This is a genomic window from Serratia sp. ID 25-353 (assembly GCF_054792795.1).
Window position 1 is genome coordinate 4,032,700 of the sequence record NZ_CM139236.1, and the last position, 24,779, is coordinate 4,057,478.

Below are 24,779 nucleotides of genomic sequence, written 5' to 3' on the forward strand. Positions count from 1 at the left end.
GGCGGCGGCCGGCCTTATTGTTCGTAGCGGAAGCGGAACTTCTCTTGTTCGCTGGCGGCACGCGCCAGGATCCACTGCCGGAAGGCGGCTATTTTACCCAGTTCTGCCTGGCTGTCATGACATACCAGATAAAAAGCGTTTTTACTGACCAGCACATCGTTGAACGGGCACACCAGGCGACCGGCTTCAATCTCGGTTTGCGCCATCACGTTGTTCACCAGCGCCACGCCCTGGCCGTGCACCGCTGCCTGCACCACCATGGCGCTGTGGCTGAAAATCGGCCCCTGTTGCACGTTGATGTGCTGCAACCCCAATTGGCGCGTATAGGCCAGCCAGTCGCGGCGTGAAACGTCATGCAGCAGCGTATGATAAGCCAGATCCTCGGCGGTTTTCAGCGGATGATCGCCGGTCAGCAGGCTCGGCGAACACACCGGCAGCAGATATTCCGCATACAGGCGCTCGGCGCGCAGCCCCGGCCAGTTGCCGCGGCCGTAGAAAATCGCCACGTCGACGTCGTCCGCCAGCTTGTCCTCTTCGCGGTCCACCGCCTGGATGCGCACGTCGATCCCCGGATAAGCTGAGTTAAAGCCGGACAGGCGCGGCACCAGCCACTGAATGGCGAAGCTCGGCGGCAGGCTGACGGTCAATGCCCCCTTGGCGCTGCGCGCCTGCAGCTTGCGCGTCGCCTCGTTGATCGAAGAGAAGATCTCCTTGATATCGAGGTAATAACTTTGGCCTTCTTCGGTCAGCAGCAGCGAGCGATTGCGCCGGCGAAACAGCTTCAGCCCGAGGAAGTCCTCCAGCGACTTGATCTGGTGGCTCACCGCGGCCTGGGTCACGAACAGCTCTTCCGCCGCCTTGGTGAAACTCAGGTGGCGAGCGGCCGCATCGAACACGCGCAGCGCATTGAGGGGAGGTAAGCGTTTAGACATTAAATTAGCTACTTTTGTGTAACATTAATCCGAATGATTCGGCGCCGAAAATCGGGCGGCTTTGTGTGGCAAGCCATCGGTAAACGCTAACGGCATATTGCCATTAGTTTTTTTAATCCGAGCCATTATAATTTGTCCGTTGAGGATGCGCCAGCAAATACCTATAGTGGCGGCACTTCCCGGGCCGGAACGAAAAGGGAATGGGTGTCGAGGACGCCGATGAACTTTTGGCTTGTGGTTGTGATGTTGTGTTTGCAAATTGTCCGGCGATTCCGGACATGGTAGCTAGGCTACTGTTTTTTCACTTCCTGTACATTTACCCTGTCTGTCCATAGTGATTTTATGCAGCACCGCAAAACTTGCGGTGCTTTTTTTTGCCTGACGGTTACTGGTTGCTTTCAACCATCTCTTTCACATCGGCGCGGTTGATCTGCTGCTCGACGCCATTGGCGTCTTTATAGCTGATCATGCCGGTATCGTTGTCCACTTTAGGCTTGCCGTCAGCGACAATGGTGCGTCCGTCATTGGTATGCATCACGTAGTTGCTGGAACAGGCGGCCAGGGTGAACGTAAGCATCAGGGCAGAGAGAACTGCGGCTGTTTTCTTCATTGAGGACTCCTTTTTAGTTTTAAATGCTGATAAATACCTTTTATGTGTATAGATGCGATTAATAAGCGCACATTTAATAGCATAACAAACTTTCCCAATTTTGCCAGGCGATAAGTCCTAATAGGCGGGATCGCTTGTCTCCGGCGGCAAAATAGGACAGGATCACCCATCGACTCAAGCCAGTGACAATCAGGGTATGACGCCTTTTAACCCCAGCCTTTTTCGCCAACAGTTTCCCGCGCTCGCGCAGGACGGTATCTATCTGGACAGCGCCGCCACCGCGCTGAAACCGCAGGCGGTGATCGACGCCACGCAACAATTTTATCGCGATGACGCCGCCACTGTACACCGCAGCCAGCATCGGGCGGCGCAGGATCTGACCGCCCGTTTCGAACGGGCGCGCGGCCAGGTGGCGCAGTTAATCAATGCGCCGTCGGCCGACGACATCGTCTGGACGCGCGGCACCACCGAGGCGATCAACCTGGTAGCGCAGAGCTACCTGCGTCCGCGTCTGCAGCCGGGCGATGAAATTCTGGTGAGCGAAGCGGAACACCACGCCAACCTGATCCCCTGGCTGATGGTGGCGGAGCAAACCGGCGCGCGGGTGGTGAAACTGCCGATCGGCGCCAATCGGTTGCCGGATTTGACACAGCTGCCCGCCCTGCTCAACGACAAAACCCGCCTGTTGGCGCTGGGGCAAATGTCCAACGTCACCGGCGGCTGCCCGGATCTGGCGCCAGCGATCGCGATGGCCCATGCCGCCGGCGCACGCGTGATGATCGACGGCGCACAGGGCGTGGTTCACGGCCCGGCCGACGTCCAGCAGCTCGACATCGACTTCTACGCCTTCTCCGGCCACAAGCTGTATGGCCCGACCGGCATCGGCGCGCTGTACGGCAAAGCCGAGCTGCTGGCGCAGATGGCACCCTGGCAAGGCGGCGGCAAGATGCTGACCCAGGCGTCGTTCGACGGTTTTACCCCGCAAAAACCGCCGCACTGCTTCGAAGCCGGCACGCCGAACATCGCCGGCGTGCTGGGCTTGGCCGCGGCGCTCACCTGGCTCAGCGAGCAGGACATGGCGGCGGCAGAGCGCTACAGCCGCGAGCTGGCGGACCAGGCGGAGCAGCGGTTGGCGCAGCTGCCGGGCTTTCGCAGCTTCCGCAGCTCCGGCTCCAGCCTGCTGGCGTTCGATATCGCCGGCGTACACCACAGCGACATCGTCACGCTGCTGGCGGAGCAAGGCATTGCGCTACGCGCCGGCCAGCACTGCGCGCAGCCGCTGATGGCGGCGTTAGGCGTCAGCGGTACGCTGCGCGCGTCGTTCGCCCCCTACAATACGCAACAGGACGTCGATACGCTGGTCAGCGCGTTGACTCACGCCCTCGATCTGCTGGCCGATTGACTTGATTCCCGGAGACACTATGCTCGCCCCCCATCCTTTCGGCCGAGAGATCACCGCCGAAGCGTTGATCGCCACCTTCAGCGCGCTGAAACAGTGGGAAGACCGCTACCGCCAGCTGATCATGCTCGCGAAACGGCTGCCGCCGCTGCCGGAGGCTTTGCGCAGTGAAGAAATGGCGTTGAGCGGGTGTGAAAACCGCGTCTGGTTGGGGCACCAATTGCTGGAAGACGGCACGCTGCACTTCTATGGCGACAGCGAAGGCCGCATCGTACGCGGCCTGTTGGCAGTGCTGCTGACCGAAGTGGAAGGGAAAACGCCGCAGCAGATCGCCGCATTGGATCCGCTGGCGCTGTTCGACCGCCTGGCATTGCGCGCGCAGCTGAGCGCCACCCGCGCCAGCGGCCTGGCGGCGTTGGCCGCCGCCGTAAAGGCGATCGCCGCCCGTTACGCCTGACGCGCCGCCTTCGCCACCATCTTTTTCAGCGCGTGCGACACGGCGACGAAGCCGAAGGTCGCGGTGACCATGGTCGCCGCGCCGAACCCCGCGCTGCAATCCATTCTTTTCGGCCCTTCCGCCGTGCTGCGCGAAGCGCACACCGAACCGTCCGGCTGCGGGTAAACCAGCGGCTCGCTGGAGAAGACGCAGTCGATACCCAGCTTGCCCTTGCCGTTTTTCACCACGTTGAAATCGTGCTTCAGCCGCTCGCGCAGCTTGGCGGCCAGCGGATCCTGGATGGTTTTCGCCAGATCGGCCACTTCAATCTTGGTCGGGTCAATCTGCCCGCCGGCGCCGCCGGTGGTCACCACCGGGATCTTGAAGCGGCGGCAGTATGACAACAACGCCGCCTTCGGCCGCACGCTGTCGATCGCGTCGATGACGTAGCTGAAGTTCTGGTCCAGCAGCTCGGCGACGTTGTCCGGGGTGAGGAAATCGTCGATGCAGGTCACCCGGCATTCCGGGTTGATCGCCAGGATACGCTCCGCCATTACCTCGGTTTTCGATTGCCCGACATGCTGACGCAACGCGTGGATCTGGCGGTTGGTATTGGTGACGCAGACATCATCCATGTCGATCAGGGTGATGGCGCCGATGCCGGTGCGTGCCAGTGCCTCAGCCGCCCAGGAACCCACGCCGCCGATGCCGATCACGCAGACGTGCGCCTGCGCGAACACCGCCAGCGCCTGCTGGCCGTACAACCGCGCCGTGCCGCCGAAACGCTGCAGATAGGCTTCCGAATAAGCTGTGCTCATAACGCTTTAATTACCTTCGTAATGCAAATGATAAGGGCCGGAAAATCCGGCCCTTGCGGGTCACTCTTTCACGCCGTATGCGTTTAGCGGGTGGCCAGCAACGAACCGCCGCCGTTTGACTGATTGGCGCTGAACAACTGGCCACCGCCGTTGTTCTTCAGCACCCAGACGCGGCCATAGTGGTTGTAATACCCCGCCGAGTGGCCGGCTTCCGGCCCGATGCCCTGATACATGTCAAAATGCTGGCCCTTGATGGCGCCGCCCACGTCGAGCGCGACCATCAGGCGCATCTCGTATTTTCCCGTGAATTTACCCTTGTTGTCCAGCAGCGGCACTTCGGCCAGCAGCGTGGTGCCCGCCGGGATCAGCGAACGGTCGGAGGCCACTGAGGCTTTGGCGATCAGCGGCACCGCGCTGGCGCCCTTCACCGGCGCAAAAGCTTCAGGGCGGAAGAACACGAACGACGGATTCTGCTCCAGCAGCTCACGCACCTCTGCGGCACTGTGGGTATCCGCCCACTGACGGATCGCCTGCATCGACATGTCCGCCTTGGCCACTTCGCCGCGATCGATCAGCACCTTGCCGATGCTGCGATAGGCGTGACCGTTCTTGCCGCCGTAGCCGAAGAACACCAGCGGCTGGCCGTTGCCGTAGTCGACATAGCCACTGCCCTGGACTTCCATCATGAAGTTGTCCATCAGCGAGTTGGTGTAAGCGATAATATAGCGATCGTCGAGCGCGCCGGAATAGATGCCCGCGCGATCCGGCAAGCGGCCTCTGCCCTTCGGCGGCATGCGGTACAGCGGATAGCGGAACTCGCCCTGTTGGGTATAGCGCGCCTGCACCACCGGCGTGTAGTAGCCGGTAAACTGCACGTTGCCGAAATTGTCGACGCCTTCCATCTGGTAAGCGCTGAGGCCGTACTGACTCAGCATGCGCGTGTCGGCGCCGGACGCCATCCAGCTTTGCACCGCCTGATAGGTACCGTTGTTGCGGTTAAACAGCGAAGGCGACGCGTACTTGATCTCCATCAGCTGATCCGAGTAATCCTTGGCGTTGACCGGCGAACCTTTGGCGTTGGGCTGATTGACCAGCTCCAGCGATTGATCCAGACGGCCGTCTTTATATTGCTGACCCCGATCGGTCGGCTTGGACGAACAGCCCGCCAACACCGCCACCATCAACCCGCCCAGCAGGTATTTGCCCCAACATCCTTTCATCGCGCACACTCTCAAACTGATATGATCTACCGGCTGAACGATAACAAACGCTCATTGATAAAGGAATCGCTGCAAATAAAAAAAGCCGCACGGAGGATGGTGATGAAAAAGAAGGCAAATTGCGGGCAAATCCAGCAGAAAAACGGGTTTAGGCCAATAAAATGCAAAAAGGGTTTGCAACAAAACGCACGGAGAGTATAGTGCGCATCCATCGGACGCGGGGTGGAGCAGCCTGGTAGCTCGTCGGGCTCATAACCCGAAGGTCGTCGGTTCAAATCCGGCCCCCGCAACCAACCGATGCCGCATTGGCGGTATTTGCGTTTGGCTTCGATAACAAAGTATTATACGGACGCGGGGTGGAGCAGCCTGGTAGCTCGTCGGGCTCATAACCCGAAGGTCGTCGGTTCAAATCCGGCCCCCGCAACCAACCGAATGTCGTACCAGCGGCATAACATGAAACGGTGGTTTCGTAGTAATACAGCATCAAGACGGACGCGGGGTGGAGCAGCCTGGTAGCTCGTCGGGCTCATAACCCGAAGGTCGTCGGTTCAAATCCGGCCTCCGCAACCAACTCTTGATGAAAACAGACAAGCACCCTGACGGGTGTTTTTTTGTATCTGCAATCCGCAAAAATAGCCGGACTCGCGCCCGGCCCTGCTTCTATCGGCTCGCCAGCGCGCCGCCGTTGGCGAAATAAGCCTTGATGCCCGCCAGAATCGACTCCGCCACCTGCTGCTGGAAATGGCTGGTGCGCAGCTTGCGCTCCTCTTCGATATTGCTGATAAACGCCGTCTCCACCAGGATCGACGGGATATCCGGCGCCTTCAACACCGCAAAACCGGCCTGATCGACGCGATTCTTGTGCAACCGGTTGATTTTCCCCATCCGATTCAACACTTCCTTGCCGAACTTCAGGCTGTCGTTGATGGTCGCGGTCTGGATCAGATCGAACATGGTGTGGTCGAGATAACGGTCGCCGCTCTTGCTGACGCCGCCGATTTGGTCCGAGGCGTTCTGCGTCTGCGCCAGGAACTTGGCCGCCGAGCTGGTGGCGCCCTTGGTGGACAGCGCGAACACCGATGAACCGCGCGCTGCGCGGCTGGTAAAGGCGTCGGCGTGAATCGAAACGAACAAATCCGCGCGCTGCTTGCGCGCCTTGGCGACACGCACTTTGAGCGGGATAAACACGTCTTCGTTGCGCGTCATGAATACTTTCATGTTCGGCTCGCGCTTAATCATGGCGCTCAGCTTGCGGGCAATCTGCAATACGATGTCTTTCTCGCGCGTCTTGTACTTGCCGATAGCGCCGGGATCTTCACCACCGTGGCCAGGATCCAGCATGATGACGATCGGCCGATCGCGCCCCGCTTTGCCGGCCTGCGGCGCTTCCGGCGGCAGCGTGCGCTCCAGATCGCCCTTGTTGTAATCTTCCAGTAACGCCAGTAGTGGATCATACTCCTCGCCGCTGCCGCCGCCCTTGGTCGGGTAGAGATCCATCACCAGACGGTTGCGATACTCCGGCACCGGCGCCAACGTGAAAATATGCGGGCTGACGCTCTGCTTGAGCTCCAGCACCAGCCTCACGGTATTCTGATCGAACTGGCCGACGCGCGCCTGCTTGAGATACGGATCGTCGGCGCGCACCTGCCCGGCGATGCCTTTCAGCACGCTGTTGAGGTGGACGCCTTCGATATCCACCACCACGCGATCGGGATTAGTCAGGGCGAACTGTTTGTATTTCAGTTCGACGTTGGATTCCAGCGTGACGCGGGTATAGGTGGAGGACGGCCAGACGCGCACGGCGATCACGTGCGATGACGCAGCGAAGCCCGTGCGACTCACACTCAGCAACCAGCTGGCGGCAACCCCCTGTAATAAACGACGGCGGCCCAGATTGTGATTAGAGTTTGGCATGCGGCTCCGGCAGTAATAGCTGTTTACAACAGATGAAAAAAACACCAATGAAATGGGGATGCCGAAAACTTTAACCAATCATTCCAGCCCTGTCATCAGAAAATCTTTTTATGGTTTTTCAATTTATTAACGATTTAGCACCCTTAGCGCACTTCTCATGACGATTTCTTGCTTGCCATCGGCACAATAAAAGAATAAAAATACAAAAATACCGTATAAATATGCAAAAGAGGTTTGTCGTGAAGGAACGTAGTACAGAGCTGGTGCAAGGATTCCGTCACTCAGTCCCCTATATCAATGCCCACCGCGGCAAGACGTTTGTCATCATGCTCGGCGGGGAAGCCATCGAACACGAGAATTTCTCCAACATCGTCAACGATATCGGGCTGCTGCATAGTCTGGGCATTCGCCTGGTGGTGGTTTACGGCGCACGGCCGCAGATCGACGCCAATCTGGCGCAGCATAACTATGAGCCGATCTATCATAAGCACACCCGTGTGACCGACGCCCATACGCTCGAACTGGTCAAGCAGGCCGCCGGTTTGCTGCAGCTGGACATCACCGCCCGGCTGTCGATGAGTCTCAACAACACGCCGCTGCAGGGTGCGCACATTAACGTGGTCAGCGGCAACTTCATCATCGCGCAACCGCTGGGCATCGATGACGGCATCGACTATTGCCACAGCGGCCGCATTCGCCGCATCGATGAAGACGCGATCCATCGCCAGCTCGACAGCAACGCCATCGTGCTGATCGGCCCGGTCGCGGTTTCGGTCACCGGCGAGAGCTTCAACCTGACTTCGGAAGAAGTGGCTACCCAGTTGGCGATCAAGCTGAAAGCGGAAAAAATGATCGGTTTCTGCTCCTCGCAAGGCGTGACCGACTCGGAAGGCAACATCCTTTCCGAGCTGTTCCCCAACGACGCGCAAAAGCGCCTTGAAGAGCTCGAGGAAGGCGGCGACTACCATTCCGGCACCGTGCGCTTCCTGCGCGGCGCGGTGAAAGGCTGCCGCAGCGGCGTGCGCCGCAGCCACCTGATCAGCTACCAAGAGGACGGCGCGCTGGTGCAGGAGTTGTTCTCGCGCGACGGCATCGGCACCCAAATCGTGATGGAAAGCGCCGAGCAGGTGCGCCGGGCAACGATCAACGACATCGGCGGCATCCTGGAACTGATCCGGCCGCTCGAACAGCAGGGTATTCTGGTGCGCCGTTCGCGTGAACAGCTGGAGATGGAAATCGACAAGTTCACCATTATCGAACGCGACAACCTGACCATCGCCTGCGCGGCGCTGTACCCGTTCTTAGAGGAAAAAATCGGTGAGATGGCCTGTGTCGCAGTGCATCCCGATTACCGCAGCTCATCACGCGGCGAAATGCTGCTGCAGCGGGTAGAAAATCAGGCGCGGCAGATGGGGCTGAAGAAGCTGTTCGTGCTGACCACCCGCAGCATCCACTGGTTCCAGGAGCGCGGATTCACCCCGGCGGAAGTCGACGTGCTGCCGATGCAAAAGCAGGCGCTGTACAACTACCAGCGCCGTTCCAAAATCCTGCTGGCCGATCTGTAATCCCCGCGGCGCGGCCGTTGCCGCGCCCCTTCAACGCTTACTCCGTCGCCTGCAGCCGTTCAGCCAATCCGCTGCGACGCTGGGTCGGCATGCGAATGGCCCGCAGCAACACCGCCTCCGTGGTATACAGCGAGAGCTGCTTACGTGCGCGAGTGATCGCGGTATAGACCAGCTCACGCGTCAGCACCGGCAGGAAGTGATTCGGCAACACCAGGACCGTATGGTCAAACTCCGATCCCTGAGATTTGTGCACCGTCATGGCATAGGCGGTTTCATGTGCCGGCAAACGGCTCGGCTGCACCGACTTGATGCTGCCGTCCGGCAGTTGGAAATGCACGCGCAGATCGCCGTGCTCATCCGGCAGCGTGATGCCGATATCCCCATTGAACAGCCCCAGCGCGCTGTCGTTGCGGCCGATCATCACCGGCCGCCCCCGGTACCAGCGGCCGAGCACGCCCGGTTTGCGGTCGATCAGACCGGCACGCTGCAGCCCGAGCTCAATACGATCATTCAGGCCGGCGACGCCGAACGGCCCTTCACGCAGCGCGCACAGCACTTGAAAACGGCCAAAGGCCGCCAGCACCGCCGCCGCGTCCGCGCCTTCGGCGGTCAGCCGCAAATAGTCGCGATAGCCCGCTACGCAGGCATCCAGCAGCGCCTGATACTCTTCGCTCGTCGCCAGCGCATAGCCCGCGACATCGTCGAAACTGCCGTTTAATGCCGCCAGCGCGCGATCCCCCGCACCGGCGTTGACCGCCAACGCCAGCTGACCGATGCCGGAACGGGTATCGAAACGGTAGCTCTTGCGCAGCAGACACAGGCTGTCGCGCACCGCCGCTTCCGCGTCGGCCTGCCGCCCTGCGAGCGCACAGCCGGTCAGGCGGCTCAGTTCTGCTGCACGCGCGTCGCTGTATCCCTGCTCGGCAAAGCGGCAAATATCCCCCAGCACCGCGCCGGCCTCCACCGAGGCCAACTGATCGCGGTCGCCGAGGAAAATCACCCGCGCCCGATCGGGTAGCGCGGCAATCAGGCGCGCCATCATCGGCAGATCGACCATCGAGGCCTCATCCACCACCAGCACATCCAAATGCAGCCGGTTGCCACGGTGATAGCGCATGCGCTGACTGTTCGGTTGCGCCCCCAACAGACGGTGCAACGTCGCCGCCTCCGTCGGGAATAGCGCCTGCTGCGCCGGGGTCAGGGTCAACTGACGGCTGGCGCTGCCAAGCGACTCCGTCAGGCGCGCCGCCGCCTTGCCGGTTGGTGCAGCCAGCTGAATGCGCAAGCGCGCGCCTTCATCCAGCTGCACCAGCGCCGCCAACAGCTTGGCGACGGTGGTAGTTTTACCGGTGCCAGGCCCGCCGGAAATGACCGCGATACGCCGCGTAGCGGCCACTGCGGCGGCGATCTTCTGCCAATCGGGTTCGTCGCTCGCCGCGCCGAACAAGCGGTCGAGAATGGTGCGCAACTCAGCCTCCGGCACCGCCAGCGACTCGCCTTCGCCGCCGATAAACGCCGCCACTTCACCTTCGTTTTGCCACATGCGCTGCAGATACAAGCGCGGCCCGCGCAGCACCAGCGGCGTCGCGCCGCTGCCGTCCCCGACCGCCGCGCTGGCCGCCAAACGCTGCTGCCAACGCGCGCTATCCGGTCGCCCGGCCGCCTCCCACACCGCCAGCGCCAACGCCGGCTGGCGCCCTTCAAACAGCGTGTCCGCCTGCAGCTGTTCCAGCATCAGGCAGACGTGACCGGCCCCCGCCTCTGCGCTCAAGCAGGCGGCGGCCAGCAAAATATCGGGCTCGTCTTCGTTCGTCACCACGCGGGCGAACTGCACGTCCAGCGGGCGCAGCACGCCAAGCGCCACCGCCTGCTCCAGCAGTGCGATCATAATCCTTCCTCCGTCGCCGCAGCTTCGCCGCTGAACAAGCGATCCATCCCCTCCACCAGCTCAAACTCGGGGAGGCAGGTGAAAATGCCATTGCCCGGGTGCGCCGCATCCACACCACGCAGGAACAGATAAATCACCCCGCCAAAATGGCGCCGGTAATCGTAATCCGGCAACCGATGACGCAGATAACGATGCAGCGCCAGCGTATACAGCTGATATTGCAGATCGTAACGATGCTCCGCCATCGCCTGCTCCATCGCCGGCCGGGTATAGGCGCTGCTGTCTTCCCCCAGCCAATTGGACTTGTAGTCCAGCAGGTAGTATTTGCCCTGCCAGCAGAACACCAGGTCGATAAAGCCTTTCAGCATGCCCTGCACCTGATAGAAATCCAGCGCCGGGCAGCGTGCGGAAAGCGGATCGTAACGCTTCACCAGGGCATCGAGCTCCTTCGCCTGCAACAGCCGGTTGATCGGCAAATAAAACTGCAGCTCGGCCTGCTTGTGCTGCGGCCTCAGCGCCGCCAGCGTCACGCCGCTGTCGTCGAGCGGCGTATTGAGCAGCACCTGCATCCACGCCAGCAAAATCGGCTGCCAATGCTCGGCGAAGCCTTGCTGTTGCAGCTGTTCCATCAGCCACTGTTCGTCCAACGGCTGAGTGAAATCTAATGTTTCGAACAGGCTATGCAAGAAGGTGCCGGGCGTTGCGCCGCGCGGGAAGGTATGCGGTGTGAGCGCTGGCTCACTCTCCTCACCCCGCTCGCCCGCGGCGTCGACATCCAGGCGTGGCAGCAGATCCTGCATCAGACTCGCGCCGTGCTGTTGCAAACCGGTATAGCTGGTCACCCGCCAAAAATCCTGGATCCGCCGGGTAAAACGTTTCGCCTCCAGCGCTTCGGTCAGCGACGCCTGGGGTTGCCAGGGTGCTTCATCCGGCGGTTCCACCAGCGACAGCGCGATGCCGCCGCCCGCCAATTGCTGCAGGCGCTCCTGCAGATACACGGCGTCGCCGGCCTGCCCGCCCTGCACCAGATAGCCTAATGCGCTGCGGTGCAGATCGGTATCGCCCTGTTTCTTGCGCGTGCCCAGGAACAGCGGCGCGATGCCGATGCTGCAGTGGTACACCGAGCGGGTCAGCGCCACATACAGCAGACGCAGGTCTTCCGCCAACCGCTCTTCCTCCGCCCAGGCCTGGCTCTCTTCATTGGCGTCGAGATCCAGCAACGCCTGGAAACTGTGGCGATCGTGATATAGCGCCTGCTGCTGCTGGCGGAAGTTGCCGACGAACGGCAGCCACACCAGATCGAACTCCAGCCCCTTGGATTTGTGAATCGTGATCACCTGCACCAGATGCCGGTCGCTCTCCAGCCGCAGCTGCTGATTATCGGACTGGCGATTAGGCTGGGCGATCTGCTGTGCCAGCCAGCGCACCAGCGCATGCTCGCTGTCGAGCTGCGCCGCCGCCTCTTGCAACAGCTCGCCCAGATGCAGCACGTCGGTCAAGCGGCGCTCGCCACCGGCGCTGGCCAGCAGGTTCTCCGCCAGTTGGCGTGCTTTCATCACCTCGCTCAGCATCGGCAGCACGCCGCGGCGCAGCCAGAGCGTGCGGTAATCATCGAATTCGTTAACCAGCGCGTCCCAGGCACGCTCATCGCGACTCAGACCGTCCAGCGTCGGCGCGTCCAGCCCCATCAGCCCGGTGGCCATGGCGCTGCGCAGCGTGCGCTCCTGCTCCGGCGCCAACACCGCCTGCAATAGCCACAGCAGGTCTTTGGCCTCCGGGGTATCGAACACGCTGTCGCGGTTGGACAGGTAGACCGACGGAATGGACAGCGCGCTCAGCGCATCGCGTACCAACGCCGCCTCATTGCGGCTGCGCACCAGCACTGTAATATCGGAGGCTTGCACCGGCCGTGGCTCCTTGCCGCCCTGCAGCCACGCCTGGCCCTGCTGCCCGGCGCTGAGCCAGTCGCGAATTTGCGTAGCGCACAGGCGCGCCATCAGCTGTTGGTAATCACTTACACCGGCGCCTTCCCCCTGCTGCAGCCAGAACTGCATCGCCGGTTGCGGCTTGCTGTGTAGGTCAAACGCCAGCCCTTGGTTCTTTTCCGCCGCGCTGACCTCGATAAAGGGGATTTGGCCGAACAGGAAAGGCTTTTCTACCTGAGAAAACAGGTGATTGACGCTGGCGACCATCGACGGCGACGAACGCCAGTTAGTCTCCAGCGTATAGTGGGCGCTCACCTCTGAACGCGCCCGCATGTAGGTAAAAATGTCGGCGCCGCGAAAGGCGTAAATCGCCTGCTTGGGATCGCCGATCAGCAGCAGGCCGCAATCGGGCCGGCCGACGTAAAGCTTTTGGAAAATACGGTATTGCTGCGGATCGGTATCCTGGAATTCATCGATCATCGCCACCGGGTAACGCTGGCGGATCGCCTGCGCCAGCTGTTCGCCGCCGCCGCTTTGCAGGGCGCCGTCCAGCCGGCTGAGCAGGTCGTCAAACCCCAGCTCGGCGCGCTGGCGCTTTTCCTGCTGAATGGAAGTGCGAATCTCGCTGAGCGCGCGCGCCATGATCAGGTCACGCAGCGTCAACGGCTCATCGAACAGCTTGTCGATCGCCGTGAACAGCACATGCCGAGGCGGCTCGCCTTTCTTGGTCTTCTCCAGCAGCACCGACTGGCGAAATTTATCCAGTTCCTTCGGCAGTTGGTAGTCCTGAGTTTCCTGCCCGCTCCATTCGCCGACCTTGTTCAGCCAGTTCGGCAGGTGTTTGCTGCTGTAACTGCGCTTATCGACGCCAGACTGGGCGATCAGCGCCTCCAGATCGCCCGCCGCCGCGCGCCATTGCGCCTTGATGGCGTCGATGCGCGCGACGATCTGCTCGTGGCGCATCAGGACGGTTTCTTCCTCTTTCGGCGGCCGACGCAGCGCCGGCGCTTCACCGTGCAGATAGCCGGAGAGATCGGCCAGCAACGCTTCCGGGCCGCTCCACTCCTGGCTGACCGCACGCGCCACGCCCAGCGGCAACGGATAGCAGTGGCGACGCCAGAAATCCGCACAGGCCTGCCGCCGCAGCGGCAGTTCGTCCTGCACCAGTGTTTGTTCAAACAGCATGCCGGACTCAAAGGCGTTGTGCGTCAGCATTCGTTGGCAAAAGCCATGAATGGTGTAGATCGCCGCTTCGTCCATCTGCCGCTCCGCCGCCAGCAGCTGCGAGGCGGCGTCGGTCAAATCGTCAATTTCAGCCATCAGCGCCGAAAATAGCGGGTTGACGCTGACGCCCCGCACGCAGGCGATGCGCAACCCGTGGATATTGTCGCGGATACGCCCGCGCAGCTCCTCGGTGGCGGCCTCGGTAAAGGTCACCACCAGGATTTCTTCAACCGTCAGCGGGCGGGGAAACGCCGCTTCACCGCCCAACCCCAGCAGCAAGCGCAGGTACAGCGCGCCGATGGTAAAGGTTTTGCCGGTGCCCGCCGACGCCTCGATCAGGCGTTCGCCGAACAGCGGCAGCGTCAGCGGCTCCAGCCTCTGCGGGGCAGTTTCCGTCATGGCGTCGCCACTTTGCGCGGCAGAATCTGCTGCAATGCAGACGCGTTCGGATAAGTGACCCAGTCCTTAGGCGCCGCGTAATCCGCCTTGTCTTGCCCGCTGCCGCTCACCTGCGACAACACCGCCAGCCCCTGTGGCTGGATCACCGCCTGGTGGAAATAATCCGCCAGTTTGGCCGGCGTCAGCTGTTGCACCTGCGCGATCAGCTTCTGACGAGTATCGAAGGCGAAATTGCCGCGATCGAAATCGTTGGCGAACCGGCTGGCCTCTTCGCTCAGGGTTTGCGGCCGCTGCTTCAGCTCATTGATGAGCGCCTGCTTGTACTGTTCAAAGTCCGCTTCGCTCATGTCGCGCAAGCGTTTCTCGGTTTTCGGGTAGAAATCCTGATAGCGCTGGTACAGGTAGGCCGGCTGTTTGCTGTTGCTCTGCAACAGGAAGCCCACGCCCCACTGGCGCCCCACCGACATCGGGAAGGCAAAGACCGCATACCCCAATTGCTCCTGAGTGCGCAGCTGGCTATAGAACCACGGCTGAATAATCTGCCCCAGCAGCGAGCTGTAGGCCATGCCGGTCACTTCGTCGTAGCCGGTCGGCACATAGACCGCCGCCAGCGCCGAATCGGTGCTGCTGCCCACCTGTTGCAGGTTGGCCAGCTGATTCTTGTCCACCACCACGTCTTCGCCGTGCCACCATTCGATGCCGGTACAGCCCAGGCGATGTTTCAGCGTCGACGCCAGCGTGTCTACCTGCTGCTTGCTCATGTTGCCCACCACCAGCAGCTCCGGCGTGGCCTCGGCCAGCAGGCTGTCGCGATAGGCCAGCACGTCTTTCAGCGTCAACGTTTTCAGCACTTCGCGGCGCTCGCTGCGTTCGGAATACGGCACGCGAGAAACCATCTGCACCGGCTGAATGGCCAGCTCAAACGCCTTGCCCTTCTCGGCGGCGTCCAGCTGCTCCAGATACCAGGATTTGGCCTGCGCGAGCTGATCTTCCGTCGGCGTGAAGCTGGAATAGCCCTCGATCAGCGCCGTCAGCAACTGCGGCAAACGCTGGGTAAAACCGTTGGCGTTAAACATCAGGCCGTTGTTCGGCGAGGTCGAGAAGCTCAGCCCGCCGACCGATGCCTGATAGCTCAGTTGATCCAGCGCGAGGCCGGCCAGATAATCCGTCAGCGAGAACAGCACCTGGTTACGCGCGGAATCCATGGTCTTGGCATTGCGGAAAGCGACGGTGACGTCGGCCTTCGGCTCGTCGGCGAAGTAACGGCTCGGCATGTACAGCACACGCAAGCCGGGTTTATCCACCACCATTTCCGGCTTTTTGAACTCGTGAGACGGCTTGGTCAGGGTAAAGTCATCCGGGATGTACGGGTTGAGCGCCGGCAATGACAGGGAAATGCCGCTGCCCATCTGCTGCCACTGCGTAAAGCGCTGTGGCGTGATTTTGTCGACCTGGTAAGGCGCATTGACGAAATAGGCCGTCTTGTTATGCGGCTCATCGGGGCTGACGAACCAGATGCGCGCGTTTTGCGGCGTCATGGCATCCAGACGTTCGGCGATCGCCTTGGGATCATAACGGTCGGCCAGGTAAGGCGCGTCCAGCGCATGCTCAACCGGCACGCGCAGCATAGTGTCCACCAGCCATTCGATGTAGTCCATGTCGCGCGTGATCGACGGATAACGGAAATCCAGGTTCAGAACATGCGAGATTTCATCGAAGTAGCTCTGCTTGATGCCTTCGCTGCGCAGCATTTTCAGGTAGTTGAAAATGGCGGCGACGACCTCATCGCGCTGGGCCAGGCCTTTGTCGGTCAGGGAGACGCTGATGGCGAAGACGCCGCCGTTGCGATCGACCATCGGATCGGCGCCGGCATTGATGGCGTCCGCCAGCCCCTGCTTCTGCAGCCAGTCAGACAGGGTGTTCTTGCTGCGGTTGCCGATCAGGTAGCTGATGTAGGTATCGGTTTTGCTGCGAAACGCGGCGCTGTTGTTATCGATGCGGAACTCGACCTTCAGCTGCTTGCGCGGCTGTGCCGGCACATAGTGAATGATGATGCCCTGCTGTTCCGGCGTCACGGCCGGCACGGTGATAGGCGGCACGCTGGCGTCGTGATTCGGCACGCGGCCAAAGGTTTTCGCCGCAATGTCAGCCAGCTTCGGCAGCGGCTGATTGCCGTACAAAACGCCCATCATCAGGTTGGCGGAGTAGTAACGCTTATAGAAGCCGGTCAACTCATCGTGCAGCTTGCTGTCCGGCTTGTCTTTCAGCGTATCGAGATTGCCGCCGGAGAAGCGCGCGCTCGGGTGCGCCGGGTTAAGGGTTTCCGCGCCGACCTGCGCCATACGCATGCCGTCGCGTGAACGCGCCATCGTCAATTCGGCGTTCACCGCGTTGCGCTCACGATCGGCATTGCCCGGATCCAGCAGCGGCTCGGCAATGGCGTCGGCCATGCGATCGACCGCCGGCTCCAGCGCGTCATTTTCCACTTCCAGATAAAAGGCGGTGCGATAAGAGGCTGTGCTGGCGTTGTGGCTGCCGCCGTGCTTTTTCAGGAATTCGGACAAGTTTTCCGGCTCTGGATAGCGTTTGGAGCCCATCAGCACCATATGTTCCAGATAGTGCGCCAGCCCAAGTTGGCTGTTCGGATCTTCGAGCGACCCGACCGGCAATGCCAGCGCCGCCAGCGATTTCGGTGCCTGGGCATCGGACACCAGCAATACCGTCATGCCGTTAGCCAACTTGATCGCTTCATACTGACGCGGGTCGTGTTCGCTCTTGTTGATCTTCTCCGCCAGCGGTTGCCATCCTTGCGCGGCCCAACTCAACGGTGCCCAACACATAGCCAATAATACCAGCCCGGCGATACGGGCCAACTGTCTGCGCATATCCAAAATAAACCCCTATTCTGACGTCGCTACGCCCACTCCCTAACGTTGGCGACGTGCATCAAAACCACATAACCAAATCGGTACTCGCCGGGTTCTTCGCCAATGTGGCGGCCAGAAACACGGCGGGTATATGCCTGTACGTTATGTAAGACCGGGAATTACCCCAATGGTTGAATATAACCTTCGTTATTTTTACCACCTCCCGCCGCACAGCACCACCGGGGGATTGTTACCCCAGGTTATGCCGCGCCACCGGCAGCAGATAACGCTCTGTTTCGGCCAGTATTTGCGCTAAGTATTCATTATCCATTTGGCGGAACACTCGCTGCACGTAGGGATCTTCCCCTTCTCCGGGAATGCGCTGATCGCCCTGCCAGGCCTGCAGCAATTTGGCGCGAGCCTTAATTTGCGCGTCTTCCTCCCAGTCGATTTGCTGCGTTTCCGGCAGATAACACTGACTTAGCCACGCCCAGCCGCTCTTGTTCAGCAACAGCAGCGGCTGACTCAGACCACGCTGATAGCCCGCCAGCAGTTCCGCCAGCTGCGCCTGTGCCTCTTCTGGCGCCAGCGCGGCAAAGCGCCAGGCGGAGTTCTTACGGCCATACATGCGGCTCTCGCCGGTGCCGCCGGCGCAGCAGTACACCAGGTGCTCCAGCCACAGCAATATGCCGTCCACCGCCGACAGCGTAGCGGGCCGCCAGCGCAACAGGCCGTCATCCTGCACCTGATGCAGCCAGCCGCTGAGGCGCACGCCGGCGATATCGATATCCAGCTCCAGGCTATGGCTCTCTGCGCGCTCTGCACGCACCTGCTCGGCCAGTTCGCTCATCTCTTCCTGCTGCTTTTGCCAATAGATTTCGCCGAAGGCGCCATAGGGCAAGCCGCCGGCGGCGCGCACCCGCTGGAACAGCCGTTCGGGATCGTCGCCGTCGATCAGCGTATTCAGCAGTTGGCTGTTGAACTGGTAGCGGCTGAGGTTATCCAGCGTGAAGGGTTCTTCGTCCGGCAGCTCGGTCTCTTCCAGGATAAAACTGACGCCCAGCCGCAGTTGGAAAAACGCACGGATCGGATGGCGGTAAAACCGCAGCAGCTCATCCAACGATATTTGCTGCAGCGCTTCGGCAGGCAGCGGCTGGTTGAACGCCGGATGCGCCGCACCGCGCCCATCGGCGGCGGGCAGCCACTCGGCGGCATAGCTTTGCGCCTCCGAGCCCGGCAAGAAATTCTCGGCGGCGAACGGCATGCGCGCGTGCCACTTCAGCAAGTGCTCACCAACCCGTCGAGCGCTGTCGTCTGCACTGAGTTCCTCATTTCCCGGCAGACAATAGCTTTGCTCCAGGTACTCCAGCAGCTCGGTAACCAGCACCGAAGGGTAGCGCGGGCTGTTGTCCTGAATGGAACGGCCGATGAAGCTGATATACAGCCGCTGCTGAGCGGACAAAATCGCTTCCAGGAACAGATAGCGGTCGTCATCGCGACGGCTACGGTCGCCGCGTTTGACCTGCTGCGCCATCAGATCGAAACCCAGCGGCGGCAGCGTGCGCGGATACACGCCGTCGTTCATGCCCAGCAGGCACACTACCTTGAACGGAATGGAACGCATCGGCATCAGCGTACAGAAGTTGATTTGCCCGGCGAGGAAGCGCTGACTGATGCGCTCCTGATCGAGGCGCGCCGCCAGATCGTCACGCAGAATGGTCAACGGCACCTCATCAGGATAGCGCGCCGCCAGGCCAAAATTGATGGCCTGTTGCCACTGCTGTTCGATCAGCGCCAGCACGACTTCGGTGTCGCTGTCCGCAGCGAAGAAGGCGTCCAGCAGTTGCCGGCACAGCGGCAGCCACGCCTCGAGCGGGCGCGCTTCGCTCAAGATTTGCCGCCAGTGACTGAGCTGCGCCAGCAGATCCGCCAACTGCCCCGCCAACTCGGCGACCAATCCGCTCGATTCGTCATAAGGTAAAATGCCCTGCCAATCGCCGGCATTGCTGTCCATCGCGTAGCCGAGCAGCATGCGCGTAATGCCGAAGCGCCAGGTATGCTGGCCGGTGGCGGGCAGATCCAGTTCGCGCACGTTATCGTCGTCCAGGCCCCAGCGCACGCCGGATTCACCGACCCAATGACGCAGCAGGCGCAGCCCCTCTTCGCCAATGGCGAAACGGGCGGCCAGGGCCGGCACCTCCAGCAGCGCCAGCACCTGTTCCGAAGTAAAGCGGCTTTGCGGCAGATCGAGCAGTGAAATGAACGCCTGCAGCGCCGGATGCGCCTGGCGCGCTTTACGGTCTGAAATGGCGAACGGCAGGTAGCGCTCGGCGGGGGCATTGCCGAACACCGCCTGAATGTAAGGCGTGTAGCTGTCGATATCCGCCACCATCACGATGATGTCGCGCGGCGTCAACGACGGATCCTGCGCCAGCATGCTCAGCAGTTGATCGTGCAAAACCTCCACTTCCCGCTGCGGGCTGTGGCAGGCATGCAGGCTGAGGGAGCGGTCGTTCTCATCAAGCGGACGTTTGCTGAAGCTGGTTTCCAGCGTTTCCTCGGTAATACCGATTACCGCATGGTCTTCCAGCTCCAGCATATCGCGCTGAACGGCGTGCAGCATGGTATCAGCCGGGATATCGACAAAGGCGTCGACCTCTTGCGCCCCTTCCATCTGCGACAGCAGATAGAGGTGATCGCGCCCCAGCTTGCCCCAGGAGGCCAGCAGCGGGTTGCTGAGCTGCTGCTGCCCTTCGGCGTCAAACAGGCGCGCCGCTTCATCCGGCTCGCGGAACAGCACCTGCTCACGAGTCTGGTGGTAGTGACGGCGTTTGCGGCTCTGCAAGCGGGCCAGGAAAGCGTAATCCTGAATGTCGCCCCAGTAATAACGACAGGGGTTGGTGAACATCAGGTGGATATCGATATGCCGCCCCAACGCCTGCAGCGCCTCCAAATAGACCGGCGGCAACGCCGAGATGCCGCAGATAAACACCCGCGGCGGCAAACTGGGCGGGCACGTTTTTGCCTGCTCCAGCGCGTGGATAAAGCGGCTGTACAGATTGGCGCGGTGCCATTCCGGCTGCCCCAGTTCGCGCGTGTACTCCACCAATCGCGCCCAAAGCGGCGCCTGCCATTGCTGAGCCTCCGCCAGCCCGTCGATACGCTCACCGCGCTGCCAGCTCTCCAGCCACTGCGGGCGATAAACCAAATACTGGTCGAACAGGTCGGCGACCCGGCCGGCCAACTGGTGAATCTTGCGCTTGTCGCCGTCATCAGTCAGATAGTGCTGCAGCGGCGCAAACGCCGGCTGGGTCAGCATCTCCGGCAGCAACCACATCAGCTTCCAGGTCATGGCGTCCTTGCTGAAGGCGCTCTCTTTCGGGATATCCGGCAACACCCGGGTGAACATGTCCCAAATAAAGGTCGCCGGCAGCGGAAACGCGACATTGGCGGCAATGCCGAACTGCTCCGCCAGCTGCATCTGCAGCCATTGCGCCATGCCGGGGCTCTGCACCAGCACCACTTCCGGTTGAAAAGGATCGGCCAACGGATCTCTGGCTATCAGCGCGCTGGTCAGCGTTTTCAACAAATCCAGCTGATTGGAATGATAAACCGTGAACATCAAGGCTCCTTTAAAACAAAAGACATACCGGCTTAAAAGCGGGTGCAATACCAGCGGCTCAGCGTTGCCCACTGCCGCTGCGGCGTTTGGATCCTGACTGTCAATCGGCGGCAATCACTCTCCACATCGCCGAGCACGGTCTCGCGACGCCAGCCTTCCGGCGGTGGTTCGGCATCGAGCCGGCCGGTGACGGCGAACGCCTCCAACTGCTGATGCGCCAGTCCCCAAGCTTGCCGGTAGTGCCACTGGCGCTGGAACGACTGCAGCAGCACCTGATGATACTGTAACAAGCCAAGCAGCGACACCGAGAACAGCAAGGCCGCCACCAACACTTCCGGCAGGCTGAAGCCGTTGCGGGATATCCGCCCTGCCCGAGCGTTAGCCGTCACAGTCGGCCAGCCTTTTCTCTGGGCAAAAATCCAGCCGACCGCCCGGCTGTGCTTGCACCTTGCCAGCGGCCTCCGCGCCGTTAAAAGTGCCCCATTGATACAACCATAGGGGTTCACCGCCGCGCATCTCGCCAAGGCCGCGTACCGTCACAACGCCGGCTCTGGCAGACAGCCGAGCGCAGGCCGTCAGCTCCGCGCGCTGCCTGCATAACCAGGCCGCAGCGCTCAGCTCGGCACGTGGCCAGCGCTGGCTCATGCCCCAACTCAGCGCCGAAGCGGCCTGATTGTAAGCCTGAAGGTAACGCTGCTGATCGGCAGCCAGTAACAGCGCGTTATCCAACTGCCGATGCTGAGCGTTAAGCAACATCAGCCCCAGCGCCAACAGCAACATCACCGCCGCCAGAGCGCTACCGCCTCGCTGGGTTTGCCGGTTCATGGCAGCGCCGCCATTTCGACGCTCCCGTTCAGGCTGCGCATGATACGCGTATCGCTGGCGGAGCGCCCCACCAGCGTCAGGCGAGCCAAGGCCGCGCCGTGATCGCCCCGCGCTATCGCCACATGAAAACGCTCAATGCGCACTTCGCCATGGTCGAGTAGCCGCTCCCAGCCACCGCCATCGCATTGGCTCACGCCGCGCTGCCCTTCCACGCCGCCATTGCGCAGCCGATAACCGAAATAGCCCGCATCCTCGCCCGAAGTGAGCCATTGCCCGCTGCGAGCGATGTCGTAGGCGACGATAACGCAGCTGCTCGCCGCTTCTCCCGCAGCCTGGCCGATCAGCAGCGGCCGGCCGGCGCACTGCCCGGCGCAAAAACCGGCGCGGCGCAGATCTTTCTCAATGCCGAACGCCAACTGCCGCAGCGTTGACTCCAGCCGAAAGTGCTGGCCAACGGCCACGCTTTGCTGGCGCAACAGCGGGTAAGTTTTCGCCGCGCCGAGCGCGATTACGCTGCCGAAGACCAACGCCAACATCACCTCCGGCAAAGTAAAACCGCGTTCTAAAGTCAACATAGCGCCATGCCCCTGAGCCGCTGCCCTTCGCTGCACAAACGCAGTCGCCCACGGGCGGACAGCACCAACCGCAGGCTGCCTGCGTCGTTGCTGAGAAGGATGTGCCCCGCCTGTGCGGTATTGCGCAAACCGTGAAACCCAATCTCTTTGCCGGTGTAGCCGCTCAGCGCAACGTCGCGATAAGACGGCGAGAAGACAGAGCCTTCGGCGGAAGCGCAATCCGGCGGCGGCACGCCACCACCCAGGCACCAGGGTGTGCCGTTGTTGAACCACAGCAGCGTCGTGCGGTTACGCCAGTTGGCGTCCGCCTGCAAGCGCAGCAAAAACGCCAGCAGCTGTTGGGCCGTGTGTTCCAGCCGCAGCGCTTGCTGATGATAGCGCCATTGCCCGACGCCCCAGCCGGTCAGCATGGCGGCGATCAATATCGCCGCCAACAGCTCAATCAACGTCATGCCACGCTGGCGATCATCAATGTTCGAGAGAGTCTTGTCGTTCATGCCGCCAGTGTAAGGGCCGTAACAACGCGGTAAAGCCGCATGCGCAAACGCTGCGGCAAGCTGCGCAATGTTTTCCCTGTAGTGACAAGTGGCGACAATAAAATGCGGCGCAGTGCGCAATGCGGATAAAAAAAGGGGCGCAATCGCTGCGCCCCTGGTGTGATGCGGTTAAGGTCAGATCGCGACCGGCGCCTTGATGGCCGGATGCGGATCGTAACCTTCGATCTCGAAGTCTTCGAAACGGTAATCAAACAGCGAAGCCGGTTTGCGTTTGATCACCAGTTTCGGCAACGGACGCGGTTCACGCGTCAACTGCAACTGAGTCTGTTCCATGTGGTTGCTATACAGGTGGGTATCGCCCCCGGTCCAGACGAAATCGCCCACTTCCAGATCGCACTGCTGCGCCATCATGTGCACCAACAGCGCGTAGCTGGCGATGTTGAACGGCAGGCCGAGGAAGACGTCGCAGGAACGCTGGTACAGCTGGCAAGAGAGCTTGCCGTCCGCTACGTAGAACTGGAAGAACGCGTGGCACGGCGCCAGCGCCATCTGATCCAGCTCGCCGACGTTCCAGGCGGAAACGATGATGCGGCGCGAATCCGGATCTTGCTTCAGCTGTTGGAGCACGTTGCTCAACTGATCGATCTGACGGCCGTCCGCTGCGCCCCAGGCGCGCCACTGTTTGCCGTACACCGGGCCGAGATCGCCGTTTTCATCGGCCCACTCGTCCCAAATGGTGACCTTGTTGTCACGCAGGTAGGCGATGTTGGTATCGCCGTTCAGGAACCATAACAGCTCATGAATGATCGAACGCAGATGACATTTCTTGGTCGTCACCAACGGGAAACCTTCCTGCAAGTTGAAACGCATCTGGTGGCCGAAAATCGACAACGTGCCAGTGCCGGTACGGTCGGCTTTAGGGGTGCCCTCGGCGAGCACCTTATTCATCAAATCCAGATACTGTTTCATTTGTCCCTCACGACAGTTGTTGCTGCGGGCGACGACGGTACGCCCAAATCATCATAATAATACCGGCCACCACCATCGGGATGGACAGGATCTGCCCCATGCTGATCACGCCGTCGAACAGGCCGAGCTGGGCATCCGGCTGGCGGAACGCTTCAACGATGATACGGAATGCGCCATAACCGATCAGGAACAGGCCTGATACGGCGCCCATCGGCCGCGGCTTGCGGATAAACAGGTTCAGAATGACAAACAGCACCACGCCTTCCAGCAGCAGTTCATACAGCTGCGATGGGTGACGCGGCAGTACGCCGTACTGATTCAATAACGGCAGCAAAGAAGGATCGGCGGCGGCAAGGGCCACGTCCTCGCTGCGTGAACTTGGGAACAGCATCGCCCAAGGGGTATCGGTGGTCACGCGGCCCCACAGCTCGCCGTTGATGAAGTTGCCGAGGCGGCCGGCGCCCAGGCCGAATGGAATCAATGGCGCGATAAAATCGGAAACCTGGAAGAAGGTGCGTTTGGTGCGGCGAGCGAACCAGAACATCACCAGAATCACCCCCATCAAGCCGCCGTGGAACGACATGCCGCCATCCCAGACCTTGAACAGATAGAGCGGGTTATCCAGGAACAGCGGCAGGTTGTAGAACAGCACATAGCCTACGCGGCCGCCGACGAATACGCCCAGGAAGCCGGCGTAGAGCAAGTTTTCCACTTCGTCTTTGGTCCAGCCGCTGCCCGGCTTGTTGGCACGGCGCACCGCCAGCCACATGGCAAAAACGAAGCCGACCAGGTACATCAGGCCGTACCAATGCAGAGAAACCGGGCCAATGGAGAAAATGACCGGATCAAATTTAGGAAACGCCAGATAGCTATTGCTCATCTATCACCACAACATGTCTGTTATTTTTCCCCATGCGGGGGCGGCAGGTGCCAAGCGGCGACGGAGATTATCCCGCGCCTTGCAAACGGCAGCATTGGCCGCTGCGGGTCTACAAGGCGACGAGCATGCGCCGCGCTGAGGTTGCGCATCATAACATAGGCTTAGCGCGGTCCGGTCCGGCAGGGCGGGAAAAGTTCTGTAAAAAAATCACACC

18 protein-coding genes and 3 tRNA genes are annotated in these 24,779 nt (G+C 61.1%); 6 read left to right on the forward strand and 15 right to left on the reverse strand.

Features of this window, described 5'->3' with window-relative positions:
- Window positions 1–14: 14 nt before the first annotated feature.
- Both ACYF6X_RS19410 and ACYF6X_RS19415 read right to left on the reverse strand, forming a co-directional pair.
- Entirely contained in the window at window positions 15–932 is a 918-nt protein-coding gene (locus tag ACYF6X_RS19410) for a transcriptional regulator GcvA (RefSeq protein ID WP_025304049.1), read from the reverse strand.
- Window positions 933–1,317: 385 nt separating this feature from the next.
- Window positions 1,318–1,542, reverse strand: a complete 225-nt coding sequence (locus ACYF6X_RS19415; RefSeq protein WP_025304050.1) for a YgdI/YgdR family lipoprotein — start codon at window positions 1,540–1,542, stop codon at window positions 1,318–1,320.
- 196 nt (window positions 1,543–1,738) lie between these two features.
- Here ACYF6X_RS19415 and csdA point away from each other — a divergent pair, with 196 nt between their 5' ends.
- Window positions 1,739–2,944, forward strand: a complete 1,206-nt coding sequence (gene csdA, locus ACYF6X_RS19420) for a cysteine desulfurase CsdA (RefSeq protein WP_107227901.1) — start codon at window positions 1,739–1,741, stop codon at window positions 2,942–2,944.
- Between the two features lie 19 nt (window positions 2,945–2,963).
- Window positions 2,964–3,398, forward strand: coding sequence for a cysteine desulfurase sulfur acceptor subunit CsdE (csdE, locus tag ACYF6X_RS19425; protein WP_063990751.1), 435 nt, complete (start codon window positions 2,964–2,966; stop codon window positions 3,396–3,398).
- On the opposite strand, the gene tcdA is transcribed toward csdE, so the two are convergent.
- Both tcdA and mltA read right to left on the reverse strand, forming a co-directional pair.
- On the reverse strand, window positions 3,389–4,195 hold the full coding sequence (gene tcdA / locus ACYF6X_RS19430) for a tRNA cyclic N6-threonylcarbamoyladenosine(37) synthase TcdA (RefSeq protein WP_063990750.1): 807 nt from the start codon (window positions 4,193–4,195) through the stop codon (window positions 3,389–3,391). The genes csdE and tcdA overlap by 10 nt on opposite strands.
- A gap of 83 nt (window positions 4,196–4,278) precedes the next feature.
- Window positions 4,279–5,415, reverse strand: a complete 1,137-nt coding sequence (gene mltA / locus ACYF6X_RS19435; RefSeq protein WP_130017435.1) for a murein transglycosylase A — start codon at window positions 5,413–5,415, stop codon at window positions 4,279–4,281.
- Window positions 5,416–5,631: 216 nt separating this feature from the next.
- On the opposite strand from mltA, the gene ACYF6X_RS19440 reads away from it, so the two are divergent.
- The 3 genes from ACYF6X_RS19440 (at window position 5,632) to ACYF6X_RS19450 (ending at window position 5,985) form a co-directional block, all read left to right on the forward strand.
- Window positions 5,632–5,708, forward strand: a tRNA-Met gene (locus ACYF6X_RS19440).
- A 57-nt stretch (window positions 5,709–5,765) separates the two neighbouring features.
- Window positions 5,766–5,842, forward strand: a tRNA-Met gene (locus ACYF6X_RS19445).
- Window positions 5,843–5,908: 66 nt separating this feature from the next.
- Window positions 5,909–5,985, forward strand: a tRNA-Met gene (locus ACYF6X_RS19450).
- A gap of 90 nt (window positions 5,986–6,075) precedes the next feature.
- Here the strand turns inward: ACYF6X_RS19450 and amiC are convergent.
- Complete coding sequence (gene amiC, locus ACYF6X_RS19455) at window positions 6,076–7,329, reverse strand: N-acetylmuramoyl-L-alanine amidase AmiC (protein WP_107227903.1); 1,254 nt, start codon at window positions 7,327–7,329, stop codon at window positions 6,076–6,078.
- Between the two features lie 221 nt (window positions 7,330–7,550).
- On the opposite strand from amiC, the gene argA reads away from it, so the two are divergent.
- A complete protein-coding gene (argA, locus tag ACYF6X_RS19460; protein ID WP_175089959.1) occupies window positions 7,551–8,894 on the forward strand; it encodes an amino-acid N-acetyltransferase in 1,344 nt (447 codons plus the stop codon).
- 37 nt (window positions 8,895–8,931) lie between these two features.
- On the opposite strand, the gene recD is transcribed toward argA, so the two are convergent.
- The 10 genes from recD to lgt all read right to left on the reverse strand — a co-directional run bounded on the left by recD (window position 8,932) and on the right by lgt (window position 24,565).
- Entirely contained in the window at window positions 8,932–10,782 is a 1,851-nt protein-coding gene (recD, locus tag ACYF6X_RS19465; protein WP_130017436.1) for an exodeoxyribonuclease V subunit alpha, read from the reverse strand.
- The gene (gene recB, locus ACYF6X_RS19470; protein WP_130017437.1) at window positions 10,779–14,330 is read right to left on the reverse strand and encodes an exodeoxyribonuclease V subunit beta; all 3,552 of its coding nucleotides are present in this window, start codon (window positions 14,328–14,330) and stop codon (window positions 10,779–10,781) included. The genes recD and recB overlap by 4 nt, the downstream gene beginning before the upstream one ends.
- A complete protein-coding gene (gene ptrA / locus ACYF6X_RS19475) occupies window positions 14,327–17,215 on the reverse strand; it encodes a pitrilysin (protein WP_130017442.1) in 2,889 nt (962 codons plus the stop codon). Before ptrA ends, recB begins: the two co-directional genes overlap by 4 nt.
- Before the next feature lie 232 nt (window positions 17,216–17,447).
- A complete protein-coding gene (gene recC, locus ACYF6X_RS19480; RefSeq protein WP_406880166.1) occupies window positions 17,448–20,819 on the reverse strand; it encodes an exodeoxyribonuclease V subunit gamma in 3,372 nt (1,123 codons plus the stop codon).
- Window positions 20,820–20,851: 32 nt separating this feature from the next.
- On the reverse strand, window positions 20,852–21,208 hold the full coding sequence (locus tag ACYF6X_RS19485) for a prepilin-type N-terminal cleavage/methylation domain-containing protein (RefSeq protein ID WP_063990743.1): 357 nt from the start codon (window positions 21,206–21,208) through the stop codon (window positions 20,852–20,854).
- A complete protein-coding gene (locus ACYF6X_RS19490) occupies window positions 21,198–21,644 on the reverse strand; it encodes a YgdB family protein (RefSeq protein ID WP_130017439.1) in 447 nt (148 codons plus the stop codon). The genes ACYF6X_RS19485 and ACYF6X_RS19490 overlap by 11 nt, the downstream gene beginning before the upstream one ends.
- A complete protein-coding gene (locus ACYF6X_RS19495; RefSeq protein ID WP_130017440.1) occupies window positions 21,641–22,219 on the reverse strand; it encodes a prepilin peptidase-dependent protein in 579 nt (192 codons plus the stop codon). Before ACYF6X_RS19495 ends, ACYF6X_RS19490 begins: the two co-directional genes overlap by 4 nt.
- Window positions 22,213–22,716, reverse strand: coding sequence for a prepilin peptidase-dependent protein (locus tag ACYF6X_RS19500; RefSeq protein ID WP_063990740.1), 504 nt, complete (start codon window positions 22,714–22,716; stop codon window positions 22,213–22,215). Before ACYF6X_RS19500 ends, ACYF6X_RS19495 begins: the two co-directional genes overlap by 7 nt.
- A 174-nt stretch (window positions 22,717–22,890) precedes the next feature.
- Window positions 22,891–23,685, reverse strand: a complete 795-nt coding sequence (gene thyA / locus ACYF6X_RS19505; protein ID WP_016929918.1) for a thymidylate synthase — start codon at window positions 23,683–23,685, stop codon at window positions 22,891–22,893.
- Window positions 23,686–23,692: 7 nt separating this feature from the next.
- A complete protein-coding gene (gene lgt, locus ACYF6X_RS19510; RefSeq protein ID WP_063990739.1) occupies window positions 23,693–24,565 on the reverse strand; it encodes a prolipoprotein diacylglyceryl transferase in 873 nt (290 codons plus the stop codon).
- Between the last annotated feature and the right edge of the window lie 214 nt (window positions 24,566–24,779).

What these genes read in the sequence shown, in the direction of transcription:
- mltA (WP_130017435.1), bottom strand. Translation starts at nt 5,415, where the DNA reads ATGAAAGGATGTTGGGGCAAATACCTGCTGGGCGGGTTGATGGTGGCG.
- amiC (WP_107227903.1), bottom strand. Translation starts at nt 7,329, where the DNA reads ATGCCAAACTCTAATCACAATCTGGGCCGCCGTCGTTTATTACAGGGG.
- ACYF6X_RS19495 (WP_130017440.1), bottom strand. Translation starts at nt 22,219, where the DNA reads ATGTTGACTTTAGAACGCGGTTTTACTTTGCCGGAGGTGATGTTGGCG.
- ACYF6X_RS19490 (WP_130017439.1), bottom strand. Translation starts at nt 21,644, where the DNA reads ATGAACCGGCAAACCCAGCGAGGCGGTAGCGCTCTGGCGGCGGTGATG.
- csdE (WP_063990751.1), top strand. Translation starts at nt 2,964, where the DNA reads ATGCTCGCCCCCCATCCTTTCGGCCGAGAGATCACCGCCGAAGCGTTG.
- csdA (WP_107227901.1), top strand. Translation starts at nt 1,739, where the DNA reads ATGACGCCTTTTAACCCCAGCCTTTTTCGCCAACAGTTTCCCGCGCTC.
- ACYF6X_RS19415 (WP_025304050.1), bottom strand. Translation starts at nt 1,542, where the DNA reads ATGAAGAAAACAGCCGCAGTTCTCTCTGCCCTGATGCTTACGTTCACC.
- ACYF6X_RS19500 (WP_063990740.1), bottom strand. Translation starts at nt 22,716, where the DNA reads ATGAACGACAAGACTCTCTCGAACATTGATGATCGCCAGCGTGGCATG.
- argA (WP_175089959.1), top strand. Translation starts at nt 7,551, where the DNA reads ATGCAAAAGAGGTTTGTCGTGAAGGAACGTAGTACAGAGCTGGTGCAA.
- lgt (WP_063990739.1), bottom strand. Translation starts at nt 24,565, where the DNA reads ATGAGCAATAGCTATCTGGCGTTTCCTAAATTTGATCCGGTCATTTTC.
- recB (WP_130017437.1), bottom strand. Translation starts at nt 14,330, where the DNA reads ATGACGGAAACTGCCCCGCAGAGGCTGGAGCCGCTGACGCTGCCGCTG.
- recC (WP_406880166.1), bottom strand. Translation starts at nt 20,819, where the DNA reads ATGTTCACGGTTTATCATTCCAATCAGCTGGATTTGTTGAAAACGCTG.
- ACYF6X_RS19410 (WP_025304049.1), bottom strand. Translation starts at nt 932, where the DNA reads ATGTCTAAACGCTTACCTCCCCTCAATGCGCTGCGCGTGTTCGATGCG.
- tcdA (WP_063990750.1), bottom strand. Translation starts at nt 4,195, where the DNA reads ATGAGCACAGCTTATTCGGAAGCCTATCTGCAGCGTTTCGGCGGCACG.
- ptrA (WP_130017442.1), bottom strand. Translation starts at nt 17,215, where the DNA reads ATGCGCAGACAGTTGGCCCGTATCGCCGGGCTGGTATTATTGGCTATG.
- recD (WP_130017436.1), bottom strand. Translation starts at nt 10,782, where the DNA reads ATGATCGCACTGCTGGAGCAGGCGGTGGCGCTTGGCGTGCTGCGCCCG.
- thyA (WP_016929918.1), bottom strand. Translation starts at nt 23,685, where the DNA reads ATGAAACAGTATCTGGATTTGATGAATAAGGTGCTCGCCGAGGGCACC.